At 65.3% G+C, this 20,427-nt stretch carries 17 protein-coding genes and 1 tRNA gene; 8 read left to right on the top strand and 10 right to left on the bottom strand.

Annotated elements, in window-relative coordinates; genetic code table 11:
- Positions 1-9: 9 nt before the first annotated feature.
- Entirely contained in the window at positions 10-2,457 is a 2,448-nt protein-coding gene (locus AC1DRD_RS18895; RefSeq protein WP_478042607.1) for a TonB-dependent receptor, read from the bottom strand.
- A gap of 232 nt (positions 2,458-2,689) precedes the next feature.
- Here AC1DRD_RS18895 and AC1DRD_RS18890 point away from each other — a divergent pair, with 232 nt between their 5' ends.
- On the top strand, positions 2,690-3,700 hold the full coding sequence (locus AC1DRD_RS18890; protein ID WP_478042663.1) for a LacI family DNA-binding transcriptional regulator: 1,011 nt from the start codon (positions 2,690-2,692) through the stop codon (positions 3,698-3,700).
- 110 nt (positions 3,701-3,810) lie between these two features.
- Here AC1DRD_RS18890 and AC1DRD_RS18885 read toward each other — a convergent pair.
- From AC1DRD_RS18885 to AC1DRD_RS18855, 7 genes are all read right to left on the bottom strand, one after another.
- Positions 3,811-3,887, bottom strand: a tRNA-Arg gene (locus AC1DRD_RS18885).
- Between the two features lie 56 nt (positions 3,888-3,943).
- Positions 3,944-4,309, bottom strand: a complete 366-nt coding sequence (locus AC1DRD_RS18880) for a hypothetical protein (protein ID WP_478042606.1) — start codon at positions 4,307-4,309, stop codon at positions 3,944-3,946.
- Between the two features lie 17 nt (positions 4,310-4,326).
- Positions 4,327-4,980: an endonuclease III gene (gene nth, locus AC1DRD_RS18875; protein ID WP_478042604.1), complete on the bottom strand. Its 654-nt coding sequence runs from the start codon at positions 4,978-4,980 to the stop codon at positions 4,327-4,329.
- Between the two features lie 19 nt (positions 4,981-4,999).
- Positions 5,000-5,728 carry a 4-hydroxy-tetrahydrodipicolinate reductase gene (gene dapB, locus AC1DRD_RS18870; RefSeq protein ID WP_478042603.1) on the bottom strand — a complete coding sequence of 243 codons (729 nt, stop codon included), beginning with the start codon at positions 5,726-5,728 and terminating at the stop codon, positions 5,000-5,002.
- Positions 5,725-6,984, bottom strand: coding sequence for a chymotrypsin family serine protease (locus tag AC1DRD_RS18865; RefSeq protein ID WP_478042601.1), 1,260 nt, complete (start codon positions 6,982-6,984; stop codon positions 5,725-5,727). The genes dapB and AC1DRD_RS18865 overlap by 4 nt, the downstream gene beginning before the upstream one ends.
- A 179-nt stretch (positions 6,985-7,163) precedes the next feature.
- Positions 7,164-10,562, bottom strand: a complete 3,399-nt coding sequence (locus AC1DRD_RS18860; protein WP_478042600.1) for an acyl-[ACP]--phospholipid O-acyltransferase — start codon at positions 10,560-10,562, stop codon at positions 7,164-7,166.
- 1 nt (position 10,563) lies between these two features.
- Positions 10,564-13,503 carry a DUF2339 domain-containing protein gene (locus tag AC1DRD_RS18855; RefSeq protein ID WP_478042599.1) on the bottom strand — a complete coding sequence of 980 codons (2,940 nt, stop codon included), beginning with the start codon at positions 13,501-13,503 and terminating at the stop codon, positions 10,564-10,566.
- Between the two features lie 100 nt (positions 13,504-13,603).
- Here AC1DRD_RS18855 and AC1DRD_RS18850 point away from each other — a divergent pair, with 100 nt between their 5' ends.
- From AC1DRD_RS18850 to AC1DRD_RS18840, 3 genes are all read left to right on the top strand, one after another.
- The gene (locus AC1DRD_RS18850) at positions 13,604-14,209 is read left to right on the top strand and encodes a TetR/AcrR family transcriptional regulator (protein WP_478030929.1); all 606 of its coding nucleotides are present in this window, start codon (positions 13,604-13,606) and stop codon (positions 14,207-14,209) included.
- Between the two features lie 131 nt (positions 14,210-14,340).
- A complete protein-coding gene (locus tag AC1DRD_RS18845) occupies positions 14,341-14,847 on the top strand; it encodes a hemerythrin domain-containing protein (protein ID WP_478030928.1) in 507 nt (168 codons plus the stop codon).
- Between the two features lie 45 nt (positions 14,848-14,892).
- A complete protein-coding gene (locus AC1DRD_RS18840; RefSeq protein WP_478042598.1) occupies positions 14,893-15,813 on the top strand; it encodes an NAD(P)/FAD-dependent oxidoreductase in 921 nt (306 codons plus the stop codon).
- A 10-nt stretch (positions 15,814-15,823) separates the two neighbouring features.
- Here the strand turns inward: AC1DRD_RS18840 and AC1DRD_RS18835 are convergent, their stop codons facing one another.
- The gene (locus AC1DRD_RS18835; protein ID WP_478042597.1) at positions 15,824-16,696 is read right to left on the bottom strand and encodes a TolB family protein; all 873 of its coding nucleotides are present in this window, start codon (positions 16,694-16,696) and stop codon (positions 15,824-15,826) included.
- Between the two features lie 349 nt (positions 16,697-17,045).
- On the opposite strand from AC1DRD_RS18835, the gene AC1DRD_RS18830 reads away from it, so the two are divergent.
- From AC1DRD_RS18830 to AC1DRD_RS18815, 4 genes are all read left to right on the top strand, one after another.
- Positions 17,046-17,480, top strand: a complete 435-nt coding sequence (locus AC1DRD_RS18830; RefSeq protein WP_478030923.1) for a helix-turn-helix domain-containing protein — start codon at positions 17,046-17,048, stop codon at positions 17,478-17,480.
- 61 nt (positions 17,481-17,541) lie between these two features.
- Complete coding sequence (locus tag AC1DRD_RS18825) at positions 17,542-17,913, top strand: hypothetical protein (protein WP_478042596.1); 372 nt, start codon at positions 17,542-17,544, stop codon at positions 17,911-17,913.
- 30 nt (positions 17,914-17,943) lie between these two features.
- Positions 17,944-18,420 (top strand): hypothetical protein, encoded by a 477-nt coding sequence (locus AC1DRD_RS18820; RefSeq protein ID WP_478030921.1) that lies wholly within the window; start codon positions 17,944-17,946, stop codon positions 18,418-18,420.
- Entirely contained in the window at positions 18,366-18,773 is a 408-nt protein-coding gene (locus AC1DRD_RS18815; RefSeq protein ID WP_478030919.1) for a winged helix DNA-binding protein, read from the top strand. Before AC1DRD_RS18820 ends, AC1DRD_RS18815 begins: the two co-directional genes overlap by 55 nt.
- Before the next feature lie 27 nt (positions 18,774-18,800).
- Here the strand turns inward: AC1DRD_RS18815 and AC1DRD_RS18810 are convergent, their stop codons facing one another.
- Positions 18,801-20,420 carry an efflux transporter outer membrane subunit gene (locus AC1DRD_RS18810; RefSeq protein ID WP_478042594.1) on the bottom strand — a complete coding sequence of 540 codons (1,620 nt, stop codon included), beginning with the start codon at positions 20,418-20,420 and terminating at the stop codon, positions 18,801-18,803.
- Positions 20,421-20,427 lie beyond the last annotated feature (7 nt).

Below are 20,427 nucleotides of genomic sequence, written 5' to 3'. Positions count from 1 at the left end.
GTCACGCCATCAGAAATGCACCGCGAAGGTCGCCCCCACATAACGGTCGGCATCCTTGTTGAAGGTCGCGACGATGTCTTTCGAATTCGTCGTCGTGGCGAGCAGTGAGTTGTGCGAGATCGTCGAATAGTAATTCTGGTCGAACAGGTTCTTGGCGAACAATGTCAGGCTGAAGCGGCGGTCGCCGGTATAGGCCCCGATGCTGAGGTCGACGATCGTATAGGCCTTCTGGATCAACAGCGGATCCTGCTCGATGGCGAAGCCTTGCTTACTCTGATAGCTCACCGCCACCTGTGCGAAGCCGCCAAAAGCGCTGCCGACATCGAAATCGTAACGCGGCGCCACCGTGAACCGCCATTTGGGCGAGGCCGGCAAGGGCGCGTTGCGCAAATCCTGGCGCGGGCCCGAAACGGTCGTCACGCCGTTCACCGTCGTGCTGGCGCGATAACAGCTATTGGTGGGGAAGTTGCTGGTGAGGGTCGGTGCGGCAGCCTGGAATTGTAAAGGGCAATTCAGACCGTCGATGCTCACCGTCGAGTCGGTATAGGCCAGCGACGCCTGGATATCGAGTTTCGCCAAAGGATGCAGCGTGGCTTCCAGCTCGACGCCCTGGCTGCGCGATTTGCCGGCATTGGTAGAGATGAAGGAAACGACGCCGGTGATCGGGTCGCTGCGGTTGGCCTGCACCTGCAGGTTCGTATAATCCGCGCGATAGACGGCGAGCGCGAAACTGAGCAGCCCGTCTCCGGTCCGGCCCTTGAGGCCGATCTCATAGGCATTGACATGTTCGGGCTTGAGGTCGGTCTGATGGGCGAAGTCGGTGCCGGCCTCCATATTGTAGCCGATGCCTTTGTACCCCCTGGTATAGGTCGCATAGGTCTGCAGGTTGCGGCTGAACTCATATTGCAGGCCGGCCTTGCCGGTCACCGCGGTGTCGCTGTCCCTGAGGGTTCCCGTCGAGACGGCGGCCACGCCCGGCAATAACGTGTCACCGGCGTTGGTGACGCCAAGCTGCGTGCCGAAATTGGTGCCCGTTTCATATTGGACGCGCAGCCCGCCGATCAGCTTGAGTCCGCCGACGACCCGATATTCCACCTGGCCGAATGCCGCGATATTATCGGTCTTGAGGTCGGCGAAGCTCGACGAGGATTGATAGGTCGGCGCGGCGCAAGGCTGGCCGATCGTGCCGCTCGCGCAGACCGCGCGGCGGCGTGCGTAAGGCCTTTTCACCTCGCCATGGCTGTAAAAGGCGCCGACCACATAGGTGAAGTCGCGATTGCCGTTGGAGGCGATGCGAAGCTCCTGCGAGATCTGGTTCAGATCGACGATGCCCTGGTTGAAATTCCACGACGCGTAAGCGGATGGGCCGACATAGAGCACCGGGTTCGAATCGATGCGATCGACCGGCTGGTTCACCAGCAGGTGATATTTCTGATAGGCGGTGATCGACGTGATCGTGGCCGCGCCCAGATCCCAGTCGCCCTGCAGCGAGATTGTCGTCTGGCGGCTATTGGCCTTGTTGGGGGTATCCTCCGAGACCAGGCGATTGGTCGGAGAGGCTACCACCGGGGCTTCGAGCCGGGCGATCACCGGGTTGACCACGCTGATCGACGAATAGGTGCAACAGCTCGAATAGGTCTCGCGATAATCGGCGCCGAGCAGGAAGGTCAGATTGGGCGCCGCCTCCCATTCGATCTTGCCGCGTAGGCCCCAACTCTCCTGACCGTTGACATGGCGTTTCAGCGTGACGTTGTACGCCGGCCCCTGCACATTGTTGTAAAAGCCGCCGACGCGCACGCGTAGCGTGTCCGAGATCGGGCCGGACAGGGTGCCCTTGACGCGATATTCATTGTCCTCGGCGATCGTCACATCGCCCTTCGCTTCGAAAGTCGACGTGGGGCGGGCGGTCACGATGCTGAGCACGCCGGCGCTCGCATTCTTGCCGAACAGCGTACCTTGCGGTCCGCGCAGCACTTCGATGCGGTCGACGTCCGCGATGTCCGACAGAGACTGGGCGGCGCGCACCATCGGGACGCCGTCGACGACCACAGCGACCGACGATTCGACCCCCTGACCGAACAAGGCGGTGCCGACGCCGCGGATACGGAAGGTGGTGTTCGCCGGGTGGTTGCCCTGTTGGAAGGTGAGAGAGGGGACTGCCCGCGTCAGCGCCGTGGTGTCGTTGATCTGACGGCTGGCGAGCGTTTCCCCGCTGACCGCGGTTACCGCGAGCGGCACGTCCTGCAATCTTTCGCTCCGCTTTTGGGCGGTGACGATGATGTCGTTCGACGAATCCTGCGCGGACGCCTGGTCGTCGCTTGGCGCCGCGGGGCTCGCCGGGGTCGGGGCCGGCGCCGGTGCGGACTGCGCATGGGCGGGAAAGGCGCCGATGGCCAGCGAAATGGCGAGCGCGCCCGCCGCGCTGGAGAGGCTATAGAAGCTACGAAGATCGGCCATGTTGGGGCATCCTCCTTTTTCCGAAGCCGCACATGCATGACGGCCCAAATCGGGATGCTCGAGCCCTTGGTGCCCGCTATCCCCTCGGCTCTGATCTACGTCAGATGTAGCGCTACATGATCTGGGGTTTGGAGCGAGTCAACAACTTTGTGTAGCGCAACAAGTTGGTTTCTGAGAGGATGCGGATGTGGGCGACAAGGACAGATCTCGGAAGTCGAGCAACGCGGTGACCATGCACGCCGTCGCCGTTCGTGCGGGCGTATCGCCGATGTCCGTCTCCAACGTGATCAACGGCCGCACCGTTCGGCCGGCAACGCGCGAGGCGGTATTGCGGGCGATCGAGGAGCTCGATTACACGCCGAATGTCGCCGCCCGCGCGCTGGCGAGCGCGACGATCACGCGCATCGGATTGTTGTATCACAGCGCCGAGAGCGCGTTCGTCAGTGCCTTGCTGGTGGGGGCGCTCGACGCCGCCTCGCGCTTCGGCGCGCAATTGCTGATCCGCCGGTTCGACGAGGCGCGTTCGCTCGCCGATATCCTGCTCGACATGGTCGCGGGCGGCGCCAACGCGCTCATCTTGCCGGCCCCGCATTGCGAGGCGATCAGTGGCACCGGCCTGGTCGAGCAACTGAAGGTACCGGTCATCGCGCTCTGTTCCGGCGACGAACTGCCCGACATGTCCTCGGTCCGCGTCGACGACGTTGCCGCGGCGCGCGACATGACCAACTATCTGATCGGCCTCGGCCATCGCCGCATCGGCTTCGTGCGCGGCGCGCAAAACCACGTCATCAGCAGGACGCGGTTCGAGGGCTATCGTCTCGCTTTGGCCGAGCATGGCGTGGACCTCGATCCCGACCTCGTCGTCGATGGGGATCTCACCTTCGATTCGGGTCTGGCGGCAACGGAGCAATTGCTGTCCTTGCGCGATCCGCCCACCGCGATTTTCGCGAGCAACGACGACATGGCGGCGGCGGTCGTTTCTGTCGCCCATCGTCGCGATATTCGCGTGCCTGATCAGCTTTCGATCGTGGGCTTCGACGACAGTCCGATTTCGCGCAAGATCTGGCCGGCCCTGACAACCATCCGACAGCCGATCGTGGACATGACGGCAATTGCCGTCGAATCGCTGATAGCGATGCTCGGCGATTCCCAGGCAAGACTGGCTCCGGCCATTTCCACGATTTATGCCGAACATTCGCTCGTGATCAGAGGGTCGAGCGGCGCTCCGGAACATCTCGGATGAGCGGTTGATTTGCGACCCGTGTCGCGGGGACCAGCATCGGAAGGACGGAAGTGATGGGCAGAATACGTTTCCGCACGAACCTGCCAATTAACGCCAGGCCATGGGAAAACTGGCGCACCCGACAGGATTCGAACCTGTGGCCTCTGCCTTCGGAGGGCAGCGCTCTATCCAGCTGAGCTACGGGTGCGAGCCGGGTGCGCCTAGCAAAGCATCGCCGGCCGCGCCAGCGATTCTATTTCGCGCCTATTTCGTGATGGTGACCGGCTGGAACTTGCCCAGGCCGCAACGCGGGCCGGGGCCGGCGCCACCCGATTGCAGCACGGTGATCGTGTCGACCGAGCATAATTGGTTGGTCGAGACCGAATAGGCGAACCGCTCCTCGAAGCCGAGGCTTGGGCAGGCATTGGGCAAGGTGTTGCGCAGGATCTTGCGGTTGTTCATCTCGAAATCGATCACGCTGTCGCTGCGGACATGCGTCTCGCGCACCTGGCTCAAATTGACGCAATCGACCGCGGGACCGGCGGGGGTCGCGGGCGGGACTTCCTTGTCCTTCGCGCTCAGCGGGGCGACGATCGCGGCGGCGGCGAGGGCGAACAGCAGCGGGCGCATTTGCTTCTACTCCAGTATCAGGCCGGGCGCGATTTGGGCGGCGGCGTCTTGGGCTTGAACGCACAAAGATCGGCAACGACGCATCGCCAGCATTCGGGCGTGCGCGCCTTGCAGACATATCGGCCGTGCAGGATTAACCAGTGATGAGCATGCAGCCGGAACGGCTGCGGCACGGCCTTGTCCAGCTTGAGTTCGACCGCCAGCGGGGTCTTGCCGCGCGCCAGGCCGGTGCGGTTGCCGACGCGGAAGATGTGGGTGTCGACCGCGAAGGTCTCGGCGCCGAACGCGACGTTCATCACGACATTGGCGGTCTTGCGCCCGACCCCGGGCAGTTTCTCGAGTTCGTCGCGATCGGCGGGGACTTCGCCCTGGTGATCGGCGATCAATTGCTCGGACAAGGCGATGACGTTCTTCGCCTTGGTGTTGAACAGCCCGATCGTCTTGATGTGCTCCTTGAGCTTCTCCTCGCCGAGCGCGACCATCTGCGCGGGGGTAAGGACCTCCTGGAAGAGCTTGCGCGTCGCCTTGTTGACCCCGACATCGGTCGCCTGCGCCGACAGCACGACCGCGACGAGCAATTGATAGGGATTGCCCGATTCGAGTTCGGTTTCGGGATGCGGATTGTCGGCGGCGAGGCGGCTGAAGAACTCGACCACGTCGGCCTTGTTCATGCGGCCCTCACCGTTTGCGTCACAGGCCCAACACCTCGGGCATCGTATAGCGCCCGGCCGGCTGGTCGGCGAGCCACAAAGCCGCGCGGACCGCACCGCGCGCGAACATCTCGCGGCTTTCGGCGCGATGGATCAGTTCCAACCGCTCGCCGGGTCCGGCGAAAATCACCTGGTGATCGCCCGCGATCGACCCGCCGCGGATCGCGCAGAAGCCGATCGTCCCTTCGCTCCGTGCCCCGCTCAGCCCGGCGCGGTCGACGACCTTGAGATCGGCGAGCGCGGCGCCGCGCCCCTCGGCTGCTGCTTCGCCGAGCAGCAGGGCGGTGCCCGACGGCGCGTCGACTTTGTGGCGATGATGCGCCTCGACGATTTCGATGTCCCAATCGGGCCCGAGCCGCGCGGCGGCATCGGCGACAAGTCGGGTGAGAAGCGTGATGCCGAGCGAGGTCGTGCTGGTCTGCAGCACCGCGACGCGCGCGGCGGCATTGTCGATCAAATCGTGATGCTGCGGGCCCAGTCCGGTCGTGCCGACGACGATCGGCGTCCCCGCCTCGCATGCCGCCGCCAGATTGGCTTCGAGCGCGGACGGCGCGGTGAAATCGACCAGGACATCGGCACCGCGCGCCAGCGTCAACGGGTTGCCGCCGGCATCGACGCCCCCCGCCACGGTCGCGCCAAAATCGGCGGCGATCGCGGCGATCGCGCGGCCCATCCGGCCCTCGCTCCCCAGAATCCCTATCGCGGTCATGGCTGTTCCCTTGCACCAAACTCCGGCGGTGCGACAGGGGGTATGGGAGGGATCTGAGGCGCGGTGCCCAGGACCAGCGACCAAGGCTGGGGCAGATAGTCGACCGACATGTAGAAATAAAAGGCGCAGCTGCCGTCGGGGCGATAGGTCGCGCCCTTGAGGATGCCGAGCGCGGTGGTGCCCGAGAACACCGGCGACCCGCTGTCGCCGCCCTTGCAGGTCGGTCCCGAAACCGTGACCCAGGTCGGCAGGCAGGCGCCCCCGCACAGATCGCCGGCCGGCGCGAAATCGGTCAGCTCGACCAATGCGCAACTATAGCCGGTGCGCTCGCCGCGATGACAGACGAAGTCGCCCGCACGCGTCTGGTCGCGGGTGCGCGATCCCGTCACCGGGCGCTCGATCGTCTTGGCGGTATCGGCGTAGAATAGCCCGGCGAGCGGCCCCTGCACGGTGCCGATCTGGATGTCGTGATAGCCCCATCCCCATTGGCCGACGAAATCGAGTGGCACCTCACTGTGGTCGGGGGCGATGAAGCTCATCTTGTCGAGGCAGTGCGCGGCGGTGGCGACCCCGTAGCGCGCGCCATCCGTGACGACGAAGCCGCTGGTGCACAGATAACGCTTGCCGTCGTCGGGGCTGGTACCTTCGAGCCGCGCGCCGCCGACCGCAGCGCCCAGGTTGACGTCGACCTGATCGGCCACGCGGATGCTGACCGGCACGCCCGCCACGCGCTCGACCTTCTGGCGCCATTGCTCGACACCGCTCTTCGCCTCGCCGCTGGTGATCAGCACGACCAATTCGCCGGTACGCGGGTCGAGGCCCATGGCGGGCGGGCGTGAGAACATCGCGCGGATCTGCGCCTGGTGCCAGGTCACCGCCCAGATCACGCGGTCGCGCGAGGCGCGCGCGCCGGTGCGGAAGGTGACGGGAACGGTCATCCCGCCCAGTCGCAGCGTCTCGTTGGGAACGGCGTCGCTGCCGGTCAGATAAACGTTGATACGGAAGTCGGGTCGGTGCTGGATCGAGATGCCGGCGATGCGGTCGCGATATTTGGCTTCGATTGCGTCGGTGACGGGGACGCTGGCGTCGAGCGCGATGAGGCGGCGTTCGGCTTCATCCTGCGGGACGGCGAACAGCCTGGCGTATTCGGCGGCGTCGCGGGTCAGAGCTTCCGCCTGGGTTTCGATGGTCTGCGCGTTCGCCATGCTGGGCAGAACCGCGAAGAAAAGCAAAAAGACGGTCAGCAGAATACGCATATGGCCGCCATCACTACATCGTCATCCCGGGCTTGTCCCGGGATCCACGGTGCCGCCGTCCGCGAAGCGAGAGCCTCTTGTCCAGCGCCTGCCTCCCGGCGGACCCCGGCACAAGGCCGGGGTGACGTTAGGAGACAGGCGGCCGCACCCGAGTTTTCCTTCCCCTCCAGTGAGGGGATTTAGTTGGCGGCCGCCATCGTCCCCATTGTCACATAATCGAGCTTGCCCGTTCCCAGCACCGGCAATGCCTCGACCACCCTGACGTCTCGCGGGATGGCGAGTTCTGCGATACCGTTGCCCTTGCCCCAGGCCTGCAACTCCGGCGCCTTCGCGCCCTTGGCGGTGGTGAACAGCACGAGTTGCTCGCCCTTGCGCGGATCGGCGCGCGTCACGACGGCATGGTCGGCGTCGGGCCACACCGCGGCGGCATAGCCCTCGACCGCGGGCAGCGAGACCATCTCCCCGCCGATCTTGGCGAAGCGCTTGGCGCGGCCACGGATGGTGATGAACCCCATCTCGTCGATCGTCACGATATCGCCGGTATCGTGCCAGCCCTCGACCGGCGGCTGCAGCATGCCGGGGCGGTCGGCCTTCATATAGCCGGCCATGATATTGGGCCCGCGGATCGACAATTTGCCGCCTTCCCAGATACCCTCGACCGGCTCGACCTTGGCCTCGATCCCCGGCAGCAGGCGCCCGACGCTGCCCGCCTTGAAATGCATCGGCGTGTTGACCGCGATCACCGGCGACGCCTCGGTCGCGCCATAGCCTTCGAAGATGCGCACGCCGAATTTCTCGGCCCACGCCTTGCGCGTCTCGTCGCGGACGCGCTCGGCGCCGGCAAAGACGTAGCGGACCGAATAGAAGTCGAAACTGTGCCCCATCCGCGCATAGCCGGCCAGGAACGTGTCGGTGCCGAACAGGATCGTCGCATTGGCATCATAGGCCAACGCCGGGACGATCCGGTAGTGGAGCGGATTGGGATAGAGCAGGGTGCGGATTCCGCTCAGGATCGGCAGCAATGTTCCCCCGGTCAGCCCGAAACTGTGGAACACCGGCAGCGCGTTGAGCACCAGGTCGGACGAATTGAAATCGATCCGCGCCGACAATTGCTTGCAGTTGGACAGCAGGTTGCAGTGGGTCAGCACGACGCCCTTGGGCAGCCCCTCCGACCCGCTGGTGAACAGGATCACCGCGGCGTCGTCGGGCGAGACCTTGCGGCGGCGATGCAGCCGCCCCGCCCAGCGCGCCGCGACCAAGGCGCGCAGCTTAGCGATCGTGCCGATGCCCGCGCCGATATCCTCGAGATAAACGATTGTGCGGCCATCGGCCTCAAGTCCTTCGACGATCGGCTCGAGCTTGCCCTGTGTGACGAAGGCGCGTGCCGTAATGATCGTTTTGACTTCAGCCGCCTGGCACGCCGCCTTCAAATTGGTCAGCCCGGCAGTGTAGTTGAGCATCGCCGGCACGCGCCCGATCCGCTGCAATGCGAAGAAGGTCGCGACCACGCCCGCGACATTGGGCAGCAGCACGCCGACCGCTTCGCCCTGCTTCGTCATCGGATCGAAGGCGCGGCCCAGCGCCATGCTGCCGACGACCAGTTTCTTGTAGGTCATCGGCTCGCGCTTGATGTCCTCGACGATCGCCGACTTGCCGCCATTGACGTCCTTGGCATCGAGCAGCGCCTGGAACAACGTCGTGTCCGTGTCCGACGTCGCGAAGATCATGTTGCTCATCTCGTCATAGAGACGGCGCCCGGCGATCGCGCGGCGCGCGCGCGCGGTCATCTCGCCCAGGATCTCGAACCGCCGCGGCGGCAGTACGGTCAGCGTGATCTTGGGGAACAACTTCAATCGGACCTTGCCGCGCAGCTTGGAGAAGGTGGAATATTGCGCCCCGTCGATGCGTACCGGGATGATCGGCGCATCGGCCTTGTCGGCGACCATGCCGGGGCCGTCGAACACCTTCATCAGCGCGCCGGTGACGGTAATCCGTCCCTCTGGGAAGATCACCAGCGTGTTGCCGTCCTTGACCGCCTTGACCATCGCCTTGGTCGACATCGGGTTGGTCGGGTCGACCGGAAAAGCGCGGAACAGCTTGAGCGCAGGCTTGATCCACCAGCTCGCGACCACCGCGCTGTGTACCGCGAACACCGGCTTGCCCGGCAGGAACACCGCGAGCAGCAGGCCGTCGAGCCACGACACATGGTTGACCACGACGACCGCGCGCTCGCCGGGCCTGGGCATATTTTCGGCACCATGGACTTCGACGCGATAGGCGATCTCCAGCACGGTCCGGATCAGCCGCTTGATCACCGTTTCGGGGAGGAGCCAGCAACTGACCAAGGCGACGATCAATGTCGCGAAGCCCATCGTCGCGATCACCGCGGGGATCGCTGCACCATAATGCGCCATCGCGATCACCACCGCCATGACCAGCACGATGACGAGCGAATTGACGATATTGTTGGCGGCGATGATCCGCGACCGCTCGGCGACCGGGCTGTTGGTCTGGAGCAACGCGTAGAGCGGGACGATGAACATGCCGCCGGCAAAGGCGAGGCCGGCGAGGTCGATCAGGATGCGCCAGCTGCCCGGCGCTGCCACGAAGCGCGCGATATCGGCACCGGGCGCGGTGACGACGAAGCCGCGCGTGGCCAGCCACAGGTCGATCATGAACCCGGCCATCAGCAGCGCCGACAAGGGCACGTAGCGCGCCGATACCTTGCCCTTGAGCAAGCGGTTGACCGCAAGCGAGCCGATCGCGATCGAGATCGAGAAGACCAACAGGAACAGGGTCACGACCGGTTTGTCCGCGCCGAGCCGATTGGTCACCAGCGGCGCGAAATCGTTGAGCAGCACCGCGCCGATCGCGAAGAACCAGCTGATTCCCAGGATGCACAGCCAGGCGTCGCGCCCGTCATGCGCCGATTTGAGCACATGCCATGTGCTGCGGAACACATTGCGCTCGACCCGGACGACGCCTGGCGCGGCCGGTGCCGGCGGGATCGCCAGGCTGGCAAGGAATCCCAGCACCGCCATCCCGGTCGCGACCAGCCCGGCTTCCCAGGGCGGGATGAAATTGGGCATCAACTGGCCGCCGAGGATCGCCAGGAACGTCCCGGCCTCGATCATGCCCGTGCCGCCCATGATCTCGTTGGGGCCGAGATGCTGAGGCAGGATCGAATATTTGACCGGGCCGAAAATGGTCGAATGGCACCCCATCAGAAACAAGACGGTCAGCAGCAGCGGCACCGATTGCAGTGCAAGCCCCGCAAGACCGAGCGCCATGAAGACGATTTCCGCGCCCTTCACGATGCGCATCAATTTCGCCTTGTCCCACCCGTCGGCAATCTGCCCGGCCAGCGCGGAGAACAGGAAATAGGGCAGGATGAACAGGCCAGTGGCGAGCGCCGCAAGCGACGCCGCGCCATTCTCGTCGCCCTTGTAGAGGGTGAAGGTGACGAGGAAGAGCATCGCATATTTGAGCGCGTTGTCGTTGAACGCGCCGATGAACTGGACGACGAACATCGGCCCGAAGCGGCGCTTCGCGAGCAGCGAGAAATCAGGTGCGGACATGTTACCCCCGGGTGTCGGCAGGAACGGTATCGGCCGAGTATGACTCTTCGGTCAACGCGGCGTCGGTCAATGCTGCATCGGGAAGATAGCGGCTGTAGAGCCATCCCACCCCGATCAGGCTGAAGCCAAGCGCGGCGAACGAGGCGATGCGCAGCAGTCCGTCAAGACCCGCGGCGTCGAGCAGGAACACCTTGCCCACTGCCGCCAGCATCAGCACCAGCGAGACGATCCGCCAGTCGCGCGACGCACGACGGATGCCCCGTTGCAGGAAGCCGATCGCGATCACGATCGCGGTCAGCGACCGACCAATATCCTCAGCCTGGCTCACCCCCGCTTCCGACAGCAACGAGCCGTGGAACGCCTGGCGGAGCAGCGACGCTGCGAGCATCAGGATCAGCGCCATCCGTATTCCATCGCGTGCGCGGTCCGCGCCCGGCTCGGGGAAGGCATGGCTCGACAGCCACAGCAAGACGAAAGCCAGACTATAAGCCGGCACCAGCCAGGGCCCAACCCACTGGTCGGTCCATAACGGGTTGTGCATCGCGCCGGTGAACCACGCGAAGTGGAGCAAGGCCGCGACGCCCAGTCCGATCGCGATGCGCTGGGCGCCGAGCCGCCAGGCGCCGAAAGCGGTGGCGGCGAGCAAGGCTTCCCACAGGCTTCGCTCGGCCATGCCGGCAGCGGCGAATCGCGCCGCGTCGGCGATCGCCAGGACATGCTTCCACAGCGAGTGGGTGGCGATCAGGCTGAGCACGATCGCGACAATCGATCCGATCTCGCGCAGCCGCTCGGGCAGGATATTACGGAGCAGCAGGGCGATCAGCACGCTGGCCGGCACGGCGACGCGGATCAGCGTCATGTCGATCGCCGGGGTCGCCGTGACGAGGAAGGGTATGCCGACAACCGCTCCGCCCGCGCCGGTTGCCCAGATCAGCAGCGGCTGCACCGCCCAGCCGATCGACAACAAGGCAGCCGTAGGCGCCACGGTCAGCGGTGCGCGCCGGCCCGCCAGCGCCGCGCCGGCAAGCATCGCCGCTGGCACCAGCGCCAGCCAAGTTGCCGGCACGATCTGCGCCGCGGCGACATACACGAGCAGGACGGCGATCGCGGCACTGACCTGACGTGCTCCCCGGTCGATCGACCAGCGGGCGAAGCTTGTCGCCGCTGCCGCCCCGACGGTCCAGCGCAGCAAGGCGATGCCGGCATCGCGATCCTGCACCAGGCCGACCGCGCGTCCGATCTCATTGGCGTCATAGCCGACGAGCAACGCCATGGCAGTCATTCCCGCCACGAACGACGCGTTGCCGATACGAGCATCGTCCGCGGTGCGGCCGAGCAACAGCATAGCGGCCGCACCCAGCGCGACGATCGGCCCGATCGCCCATACCGGCACCGTCAGGCTGGCGCCGAGCCCCGCCAACACGACCGCGCTAATACCCAGGATCGCGAACCGCGCATCATCGCGCCGATCGACTATCCGCCAGCCCCAGCCGGCTGCTGCGCCGGTCACGATCGCGGTGACGAGCGCCAGCGGGGCGAAATCGGCGCGCGGCTGCTGGAGCCAGAAATGGCTCGCGGGGATCAATACGCCGGCAAAGCCGAGCACCGCGACCTGTGCCGCGTCGCTCAACCGGCCGTCGGGGCGCCACAGCCGCCACAAGGCGGGCAAGCCATAGATCGCCGACCCCCCGGCCAGCACCAGCGCCAGCATCATGCCGTCAGGGCTTGGCCAGACAGCGGTGAGCAGCAGCCCGACCACCAATCCGGCTAGCGGCAATTCGGCAAAGCTGGGCTCGCGTCGTGCCAGCCAGATCATCGCCGCCGACAGCAAGGCGAACAGGCCCCAGTCGAGCGGAGCGAAACCGCCGAGCGCAACGATCGCCGCCATTTGCGCGCAACCGAACAAGGCGGCGATCACGCGGACCACGCGCCCGGGATCACCGGCCATCGCAAGCGGAAAGACGATCGCGAGCATCAGGATCAGCATGCCGGTCGACAACACCGATGCGATGTCGTGCAACCCGGTGGCGATCAACACCAGACCCCAGCCGAATCCGCCCGCCACCGCGAGCGCGCCGAGCCACCACCAGCTCTGGCGCCGCCCAAGCATCGACAATCCGCCGGCGGTCAACGCGAGCCAGCTCGCCAGCAACGGCACGTCGGGGGAAGCCGATCCGACCAACGCCGGCGCGGCGAGACCGCCGACCAGCCCCAATATTGCGCTCGGGGCGCCGAAGCGGACCGACAGCAACCCGGCGAGCAAGGTGATCGCGGCAAGCCCGGCGAAGGCGGTCATCGGCCCGATCAAATGATAGAGGTTCGCCGCGACCAGCACCGAAGCATAGAGCGTTGCGATGCCCGCGCCCGACAAAGCCTGGCGAATGCGCGGATCGCGCGCCACGTCGTCGCGGCGCAGCGCGAGCTCCGCGCCGGCGATCAGGGCGCTGCCGAACGCCAGGCCCAGGATCACGCGCACTGGCGGCGACAATAGCCCGGCATCGATCGAATATTTGACGATCAGGAACCCGGCCACCGCGAGCGTGATGCCGCCCGCCCAGATCGGCAGGTAGCGCCCGAAGATATCCTCGAACCCGAAGCGCCTTGCGTAATGTTCGACCGGCGCGGCGACGTGCGTCACCGGTTCGATAGCCGGGGCAGGGGGGAGGGTTTCGGATTCGGGCGCGGCATAGCGCGTCACCGGTTCGGTCTCGGCGATTGCTTGGGGGATTGGCGCTGCCTCGGCAGACGACGGCGGCCTCGGCTCCGGCACAATCCAGTCGGCGCGCTCGAATCTTGCTTGATCAGACATGGCATCTCGCGCGATCCGCTCCCCGCGATCGAGCGCGAGCTCAAGCGAGGCGATCCGCAGTTTGAGCGCATCGTCGCGCTGCCACAAAACCGCCGCCACCACGATCAGACCGATCAGCACCAACGCCGTCATTGCCCGAGCCTCCTCCAGGATGGCGCGCTGGATAGCATAAACTGAGCGGTGTTCAATAAAAATATTAGACAGTGTTCAATTAAGCTTTTAGGCGGACTCCATGGGACGGCGGTCAGATCATACGCGCGACGAACTCGAACAGCTGATAATCGGTGCGGGGCATACCTTGCTGGCCGAGGTCGGCTATCAGCGCTTCTCGGCGCGTGAGGTGGCGAAACGGATCGGCTATTCGGTCGGCACGATCTACAATGTGTTCGACAGCCTCGACGACCTCATGCTGGCGATCAACGGCCGCACCTTCCTGATCTGGGCGGAAACGATCGCCCGGTCGCTGCAGAATGCCGGTCCCGATCGCATCGCATTGCTGGTCGCTTCCTATTTCGATTTCGCGACGAGCAACCGCAATCTTTGGATGGCGATCTACGACCACCGCCTGCCGGTCGGCGTACCGCTTCCCGAACGTTATGCGCGTCAGCGCGGGGTGCTGACCGACATCCTGCGAGGTGAAATCGCCGCGGTGCTGCCCGACGACCGCCGCGACCGCTCCGCCGCCTTGGCGCGATCGTTGCTCGCCACTGTGCATGGCCATTGCGTGTTCGCGCTCAACGGCACGTTCGCGCTGCTCGAGGAACACGATCCGCACGGCGCTGCGCTGGCGCGCGTGCGTGAAGTGCTGGCGGCGGCGGGAGCGATGAGCGACGAATAAGCAAACGCGACGAGCGTTTTGCGGGTCGTTGCACGGGATCCGGCCTAGCCTGCAAACGACTCGCAACAAAGCGACTCCTGGAACGAACCCAACCTCGGTGCGGTTGAAGGGGGAAAATCAGGAGAGACACCATGGCCGACAAACAGGATGCGATCGCGCTGCTGAAATCCGATCACCGCAAGGTCGAAGACCTGTTCGAGCAGTTCGAGAAGGCGAGCGGTGAGGGTCGCAAGCAGAAGATCGCGCTCGAAATCTGCCTCGAGCTGACGGTCCATGCGCAGATCGAGGAAGAGATTTTCTACCCCGCTTGCGAGGGCAAGGTTGAAGAAGATCTGCTCAAGGAAGCCTATGTCGAGCATGACGGCGCCAAGGTGCTGATCGCCGAGATCGAAGCGGGCGCGCCGAGCGACGAGTTTTACGACGCCAAGGTCAAGGTGCTGTCGGAACAGATCGAGCACCATGTCGAAGAGGAAGAAAAGCGGATGGAAGGCATGTTCAGCCAGGCGCGCCACGCCGGGTTGGACATGGATGTGCTCGGCGATCAGCTGCGCGCGCGCAAGGAAGAGCTGATCGCCAATTATAACGCGAATGGGCTCGCCAAGCCGGAAACCACGACCTTGACCGAGGCCAGCGTCTGACGGCCGCGCCCGTCCGTTCGCCACGCACCGGGCCGGCGCACCCCCATGCTTGACTGCGTGGTGGTGGGCGGCGGCCCGGCTGGGCTGACCGCGGCGATCTATCTGGCGCGCTTCCATCTCGGCGTGCGCGTGATCGATGCCGGCAACAGCCGCGCGGCGACGATCCCGATGACGCGCAACCATGCCGGATTTCCCGATGGCATCGCCGGCACCGATCTGCTCGACCGCATGCGGACGCAAGCCCGGCGCTATGGCGCGGCGTTGGTGCGGGCCGAGGTCACCGGGCTAAAGGCGGCTGCCGACGGCCTGCACGTTTCGGTCGGTGACGAGGTCATCGCCACGCGGAGTGTCCTGCTCGCGACCGGGGTGGTCAATCGCCGCCCGCCGATGCCCGACGATCTGCATGCGACCGCCTTGGCGCGGGGATTGCTGCGCTATTGCCCGATCTGCGACGGCTATGAAGTGACCGATCGCCGCGTCGGCGTGCTCGGCACCGGCGGCCGCGGGACGCGCGAAGCGGTGTTCCTGCGCGGTTACACCGCCGATGTGACGTTGATCGCACCAGCGGGAAAGCACGACCTCACCCCTGCCGAGCGCGCACTATTGGCGCAATGCGGGGTGGCAACGGTCGACGGTCCGGCCACTGCTTTTGCGATCGACGGCGACGAGATCGGCCTGCGGACAGCCAACCGCGATTGGCGCTTCGACAGCCTCTATCCGGCGCTGGGTTCGGACATCAATTCGGGAGTGGCCGCGGGCCTCGGCGCGGCGCGGTCGGAGGAAGGCTGCTTGATCGTCGACGCGCATCAGCGAACCAATGTCGGTCGCCTCTATGCCGCGGGAGACGTGGTCAAGGGGCTCGACCAGATCAGCCACGCGATGGGCGAAGGCGGCGTGGCGGCGACCACGATCCGCAACGACCTGGCAAGCGAGCACGCCCTGCTGCGCTCTGCACCGCCTGGATAGGGCGAAAAGCTTAGCGCTGGCTTTCGTTGCTGGCTGGCATCGCCGGCGTCCCCACGACTCGGCTGATATTGGCTACGTGCACGTCCATGCGGCCCGGACTGTCCGCACAATGCGCCGCATAATAAAGCCGCTCCGGCGTTCGCCGGTCGATCGCCGCGCCGAGGATGAAGGGAGAGCAACCGATGCCCAGCGGGCGCCTCGACGTCCAACCCGATCGCGTACGATAAGATATGAACAGCCGCACGTCGGCCGTATCCGCATCCATGTCTCCAACGCTGAAAACGAGCGTGCGGCCATTGGGCGTAACCGCGGCATCGAGTTCGTCGAGCGGGCCGTTGATCGCATCGCCTAGATTGGCCGGCCTGGCACCGGGCGTGCGAAGATCGACCTCGTACAGATCGTGCTTGCCGCGGCCGCCCCAGCCGTTTGAGGAAAAGATCAGCCCGCCCGCAGGCGTTGGCGTCGCGGCCCATTCCTCTCCGGGTGTGTTGACCTGCGGGCCCAGGTTGCGGGGCGTACCGAAGCGGCCGCTGACCGGATCAATCGACACGACATAGAGGTCGCTGCCGCCGAGCCCGCCGGCGCGGTCGGACTGGAAGTACACCCAACGGCCGTCCGGCGAGAAAGCGGGATCGAATTCGGCCGCGTCGGTATCGAACGACACCCGTGCCGGCGCCGACCATCCCCTGCGAATGCGGTGGATTTCCCAGATATCCTGCTGGTCCGCCGCGGCATCGCGTCCGATCGTGCCCCACAAAATACGTCTGCCATCGGGGCTATGGGCGATTCGCACTTCCGCCGCGGCGGTCGAAATCATGCCGGGACGAACCAGCGCGTCGGTCGCCGGTGCCAGTGCGAGCGAAAGGGCCAGGATGGAGATCATGCCGATAGCCGTCGCGCCGTTCGGCACGGCCAATGATGAACAAATGCCATCGTCGATCTATGTAATTGGTGCCGGTTATCGGCAAGAGCGGCAGCGTTTCGGTCGAAGCAGAACTCGGTCGAGCGACTCAATGGCCCCATCCTTCCCGGACTTCCTCGCGACCGTCGTCGGGAGCGGCCAAACCAGCATATCGATGCTCAAACACCTTCTCCCGCGAAGCTGAATAGCGCGGTGCCTGTCGGGTGCTCGCTCTCCGGAAAGGGCCGGGGACGCTGACCGCGACTATTTCTTGGTATCGCAAAAATACTAAACGGTCCAAAATGGTTCAGCATTGGGCTAGCTTAGCATCATGGATGATTCGCGCTTCTCTTCGTTGACCCCTCGGGAGATCGAATGTTTGAAGGGTGTCGCGCAACACAAGCGCACCAAGGACATTGCGGCCGACCTGCAACTCTCCCCCAAAACGGTCGACGCATACATTGCCAATGCGGTGCGAAAGCTCGGTTTCTCCGATCGCGACAGCGCGGTTCGGGCACTGATGAGCAGTAGCGCGATGGTAGGGGGTTTTTCCTCATCGGCAATTTCCGGCGTTGAGAATGAGGTTTCTAACGCGCCTTCCTCGTGGCTCGGACGGCTGCCCTGGCCGTTCCCGACGCGAGAAAGGCCGACCAATGACTTGAACTATCCTGGGACGATCGCCGCCATCCTAATCGCGGCGTCGCTGATGGTGACGGCAGTGTCTCTCTACATGCTCGCCATCCGCATGCTCATCGAGCGCCTCTAGGCGCGCATCCAGCAGTCGATTTTTGATTGGCCGGACCAGTGGTCCCGGCGGAGGGGGAATCATGTCCGTTGCATCAATGCAAACTAGCAGTCTCGCCGACATTCCGACAACCAACCTGGCAGTGGCACGGAGGATCATGCGTGCGTTGCTGCCGGCAGAAACCGGCATCGACAGCGCGATCATCGCCCAAACCGACCTGATCGGCTCGATCGTCCGTGGCCGTATGGAAATGGGCGCGTCGATTGAGGTGGGTCACGACGCGGCGGTTCTGGCGGCGCATTCGCTCGCCCATCTATTCGAGGCTCGCGAGGACACGATCAAATGCCATCAGCGTCTCGCCGTCACACGTGATGTACTGGGGCTGGACGGGTCCGATGTCGGCTGCGGGACCGACAAACTGATGGGGGCAGGCCGCAAGGCTAGGGCTGCGTAAATTCGTCGACCGATATAGGAATCGGATCCTATGCAACTCTATCTCTATATCGGTCTTGTCGTCTACGTCATCGCGTTTCCGGCACTATGCGTATTCGCATGGTTTCGAGGCGGCGTGACCGAGCGACGGGTGGCAACCTCTTATATGATTGCCGCCATCGCCTCGATCTCCGCCGGCCTGTTCGGCAACCATTGGCATGGACCCAATTGGGGCGTGATCGTCGTCGACGTCATATTCCTGATCATCCTCGTCGTGATCGCGCGTCAAAGCACAAGGTTCTGGCCGCTATGGACAGCAGCATCTCAATTGGGAGGGTGCCTCGCGCACTTTCCCGCAATCATGAATCCGGCATTTCCCAAGGAACTCTACGTCAGCACGCAACCCTATTGGGCACTGCCACTGCTGGTGAGCCTGTTGATCGGAGTGATTTCCGCGCATCGGCAACGTCGAGTGTGGGAGACGTCAGGCGGCATGAACTCCGGGCCTCGCCCGCCGATTCCGGTCTAATCGCCTACGCCAAGTTCCTGCTCAAGACGGCGGGACGACGGACGAAGGTAGCGTCGGACCTCCGCCTGGTCAGCGCGCAGTGGAGTATCCTGCTCGACTTGTTCATTTCCGCCTTCGAGCGGCGGGCGGTGCCGACCGGCGATGCCTGTCTCGCCAGTTCGGCACCGCATTCGACCGCGCTGCGTCACCTCATCTTCCTGATGGAAGCGGGTTATGTCACCAGAGTACCGGACCCGGACGATGCGCGCCGCACGCTGGTCGGATTGACGTCCAAGGGCGTGGAACTCGTCGGCGGTTGCCTGCAAGCGGAATTCGATGCGCTGAAGGCGGCCCTGGCGGGAGCGACCGACTGAACTGCCTTGGGAGGGCCGGCCGGTCGCTTACGACCAGCCGCCTGCCAGGGCGCGGAACACGTCGATCTGGGCGTCGGCGATCCGCGCGTCCTGCTGGGCGAGCGTCGCCTCGGTCTCGGCATAGGTCCGCTCGGCGTCGAGCCAGGCGAGCGAGTCGACTGCGCCTTCCCGCTGTTGCGCGCGCGTGATCGCCGCGGCGCGTGCCGCTTCGTCGCGCGCCGCCTTGAGCGCGGTACGGCGGTCGAGCGCTCGGGCGTAGCTGTTGAGCGCGGTCTCGGTCTCTTCGAGCGCGCGCAACACGGTGCCATCGAAGGTCGCGAGCGAGGCCTGGGTATCGGCCTTGGCGGCGGCGATCTTGGCGCGCGCGCCTTCCTGGTTGGGAAAGGCCCAGTTGATCAACGGCCCAAGCAGCCAGCGCAGCGGCCCGCCGCCGAACACGTCACCGATATTGGGACCAGTCGAACCGATCGATCCTCCCAGGCTGATACGCGGATAGAGATCGGCAGTGGCGACCCCGATCCGCGCGGTGTCGGCAGCGAGCCGGCGGTCGGCGGCGAGGACGTCGGGGCGGCGCTTGAGCAGGGTAGCGCCGTCACCAACCGGAATCGGCTGGGTGATCTCGAGCCCGACGACGCGTTCGGCGGCGGCAGTCGGAAGGTCGGCCGGTGGCCGACCCGTCAAGGTCGCGAGGCGGAACAGGGCGGCCTGGCGATCGGCTTCGAGCGCCGGAATGTCGGCCGCGCGCTGTTGGCGGAGCGTGGCGATACGCGAGACGTCGAGCTGGGTGGCAAGGCCGGCCTCGTGCCGCCGCTGGGTGAGCAGCAGCGATTTGTCGAGCAGATCGACGATCTGGTTGGCGACCTTGAGCCGCGCGGCGCCCGAGGCGGCGTCGGCATAAGCGCGGGTGGTGTCGGCGACCACCGCGAGGCGGACGGCATCGGCATCGGCCGCGGCGGCGGCTTCGTCGCCGCGTGCCGCCTCGATCCCACGCTTGACGCGGCCGAACAGATCGACCTCGTAAGACACCGACAAGCCGGTATCGATCGACCAATCCTCACGCGGGCTGCCGGGCGCGCGTTGGCTTTCGGGCAGGCGGCCATAGGTCGCGCCGGCATTGAGGCCGGTCGACGGCAGCCGGTCGCTGCGCGCACCGCGGAGCGAGGCGCGGGCGCGTTCGAGATTCGCCACCGCGACGCGGATGTCGGTGTTCGATTTGAGCGCATCGGCGATCAGCCCGTCGAGGACGGGGTCCTGATAGAGCCGCCACCAATTCGACGCCGCCGGATCATTGCTGAGCGCGGGAGAATTGGCCGAGACGAACTGGCCGGCCGCGGTCGGCGGCGTGATCGGGGCGACGTAGTTCGGCCCTACCGCGCAGGCGGCGAGCGACAGCGCGGAAACAGCGGTGAGAACCAGCCGCAGTTTCCTCCCTCTCCCCGGAAGGGGAGAGGGTTGCGCAGACTTAGCGCGCGCGAAGCGCGGGCTTAGTCGGAGCTGGGAGAGGGGTGAGGAAGCACGCTGTCCGGAGTGCTTCCTACCCCTCTCCCAACCTTCGCTAGGCGCGCCGACTGCGTCGGCGGGCCAAGCTTCGGTAACCGTCCCTCCAGAGGGGAGAGGGAGTGTTTGCTTCACATCAAACGAACGCATCGAATTC

This window comes from Sphingomonas sp. P4_G2 (assembly GCF_056401155.1).
The sequence above is the reverse complement of the archived record's forward strand: the minus strand, read 5'-3'. Positions and strand labels throughout refer to the sequence as shown.

Excerpts from the sequence above, each read along its gene's own strand:
- AC1DRD_RS18895 (WP_478042607.1), bottom strand. The coding sequence starts at position 2,457 with ATGGCCGATCTTCGTAGCTTCTATAGCCTCTCCAGCGCGGCGGGCGCG.
- AC1DRD_RS18890 (WP_478042663.1), top strand. The coding sequence starts at position 2,690 with ATGCACGCCGTCGCCGTTCGTGCGGGCGTATCGCCGATGTCCGTCTCC.
- AC1DRD_RS18880 (WP_478042606.1), bottom strand. The coding sequence starts at position 4,309 with ATGCGCCCGCTGCTGTTCGCCCTCGCCGCCGCCGCGATCGTCGCCCCG.
- nth (WP_478042604.1), bottom strand. The coding sequence starts at position 4,980 with ATGAACAAGGCCGACGTGGTCGAGTTCTTCAGCCGCCTCGCCGCCGAC.
- dapB (WP_478042603.1), bottom strand. The coding sequence starts at position 5,728 with ATGACCGCGATAGGGATTCTGGGGAGCGAGGGCCGGATGGGCCGCGCG.
- AC1DRD_RS18865 (WP_478042601.1), bottom strand. The coding sequence starts at position 6,984 with ATGCGTATTCTGCTGACCGTCTTTTTGCTTTTCTTCGCGGTTCTGCCC.
- AC1DRD_RS18860 (WP_478042600.1), bottom strand. The coding sequence starts at position 10,562 with ATGTCCGCACCTGATTTCTCGCTGCTCGCGAAGCGCCGCTTCGGGCCG.
- AC1DRD_RS18855 (WP_478042599.1), bottom strand. The coding sequence starts at position 13,503 with ATGACGGCGTTGGTGCTGATCGGTCTGATCGTGGTGGCGGCGGTTTTG.
- AC1DRD_RS18850 (WP_478030929.1), top strand. The coding sequence starts at position 13,604 with ATGGGACGGCGGTCAGATCATACGCGCGACGAACTCGAACAGCTGATA.
- AC1DRD_RS18845 (WP_478030928.1), top strand. The coding sequence starts at position 14,341 with ATGGCCGACAAACAGGATGCGATCGCGCTGCTGAAATCCGATCACCGC.
- AC1DRD_RS18840 (WP_478042598.1), top strand. The coding sequence starts at position 14,893 with ATGCTTGACTGCGTGGTGGTGGGCGGCGGCCCGGCTGGGCTGACCGCG.
- AC1DRD_RS18835 (WP_478042597.1), bottom strand. The coding sequence starts at position 16,696 with ATGATCTCCATCCTGGCCCTTTCGCTCGCACTGGCACCGGCGACCGAC.
- AC1DRD_RS18830 (WP_478030923.1), top strand. The coding sequence starts at position 17,046 with ATGGATGATTCGCGCTTCTCTTCGTTGACCCCTCGGGAGATCGAATGT.
- AC1DRD_RS18825 (WP_478042596.1), top strand. The coding sequence starts at position 17,542 with ATGTCCGTTGCATCAATGCAAACTAGCAGTCTCGCCGACATTCCGACA.
- AC1DRD_RS18820 (WP_478030921.1), top strand. The coding sequence starts at position 17,944 with ATGCAACTCTATCTCTATATCGGTCTTGTCGTCTACGTCATCGCGTTT.
- AC1DRD_RS18810 (WP_478042594.1), bottom strand. The coding sequence starts at position 20,420 with ATGCGTTCGTTTGATGTGAAGCAAACACTCCCTCTCCCCTCTGGAGGG.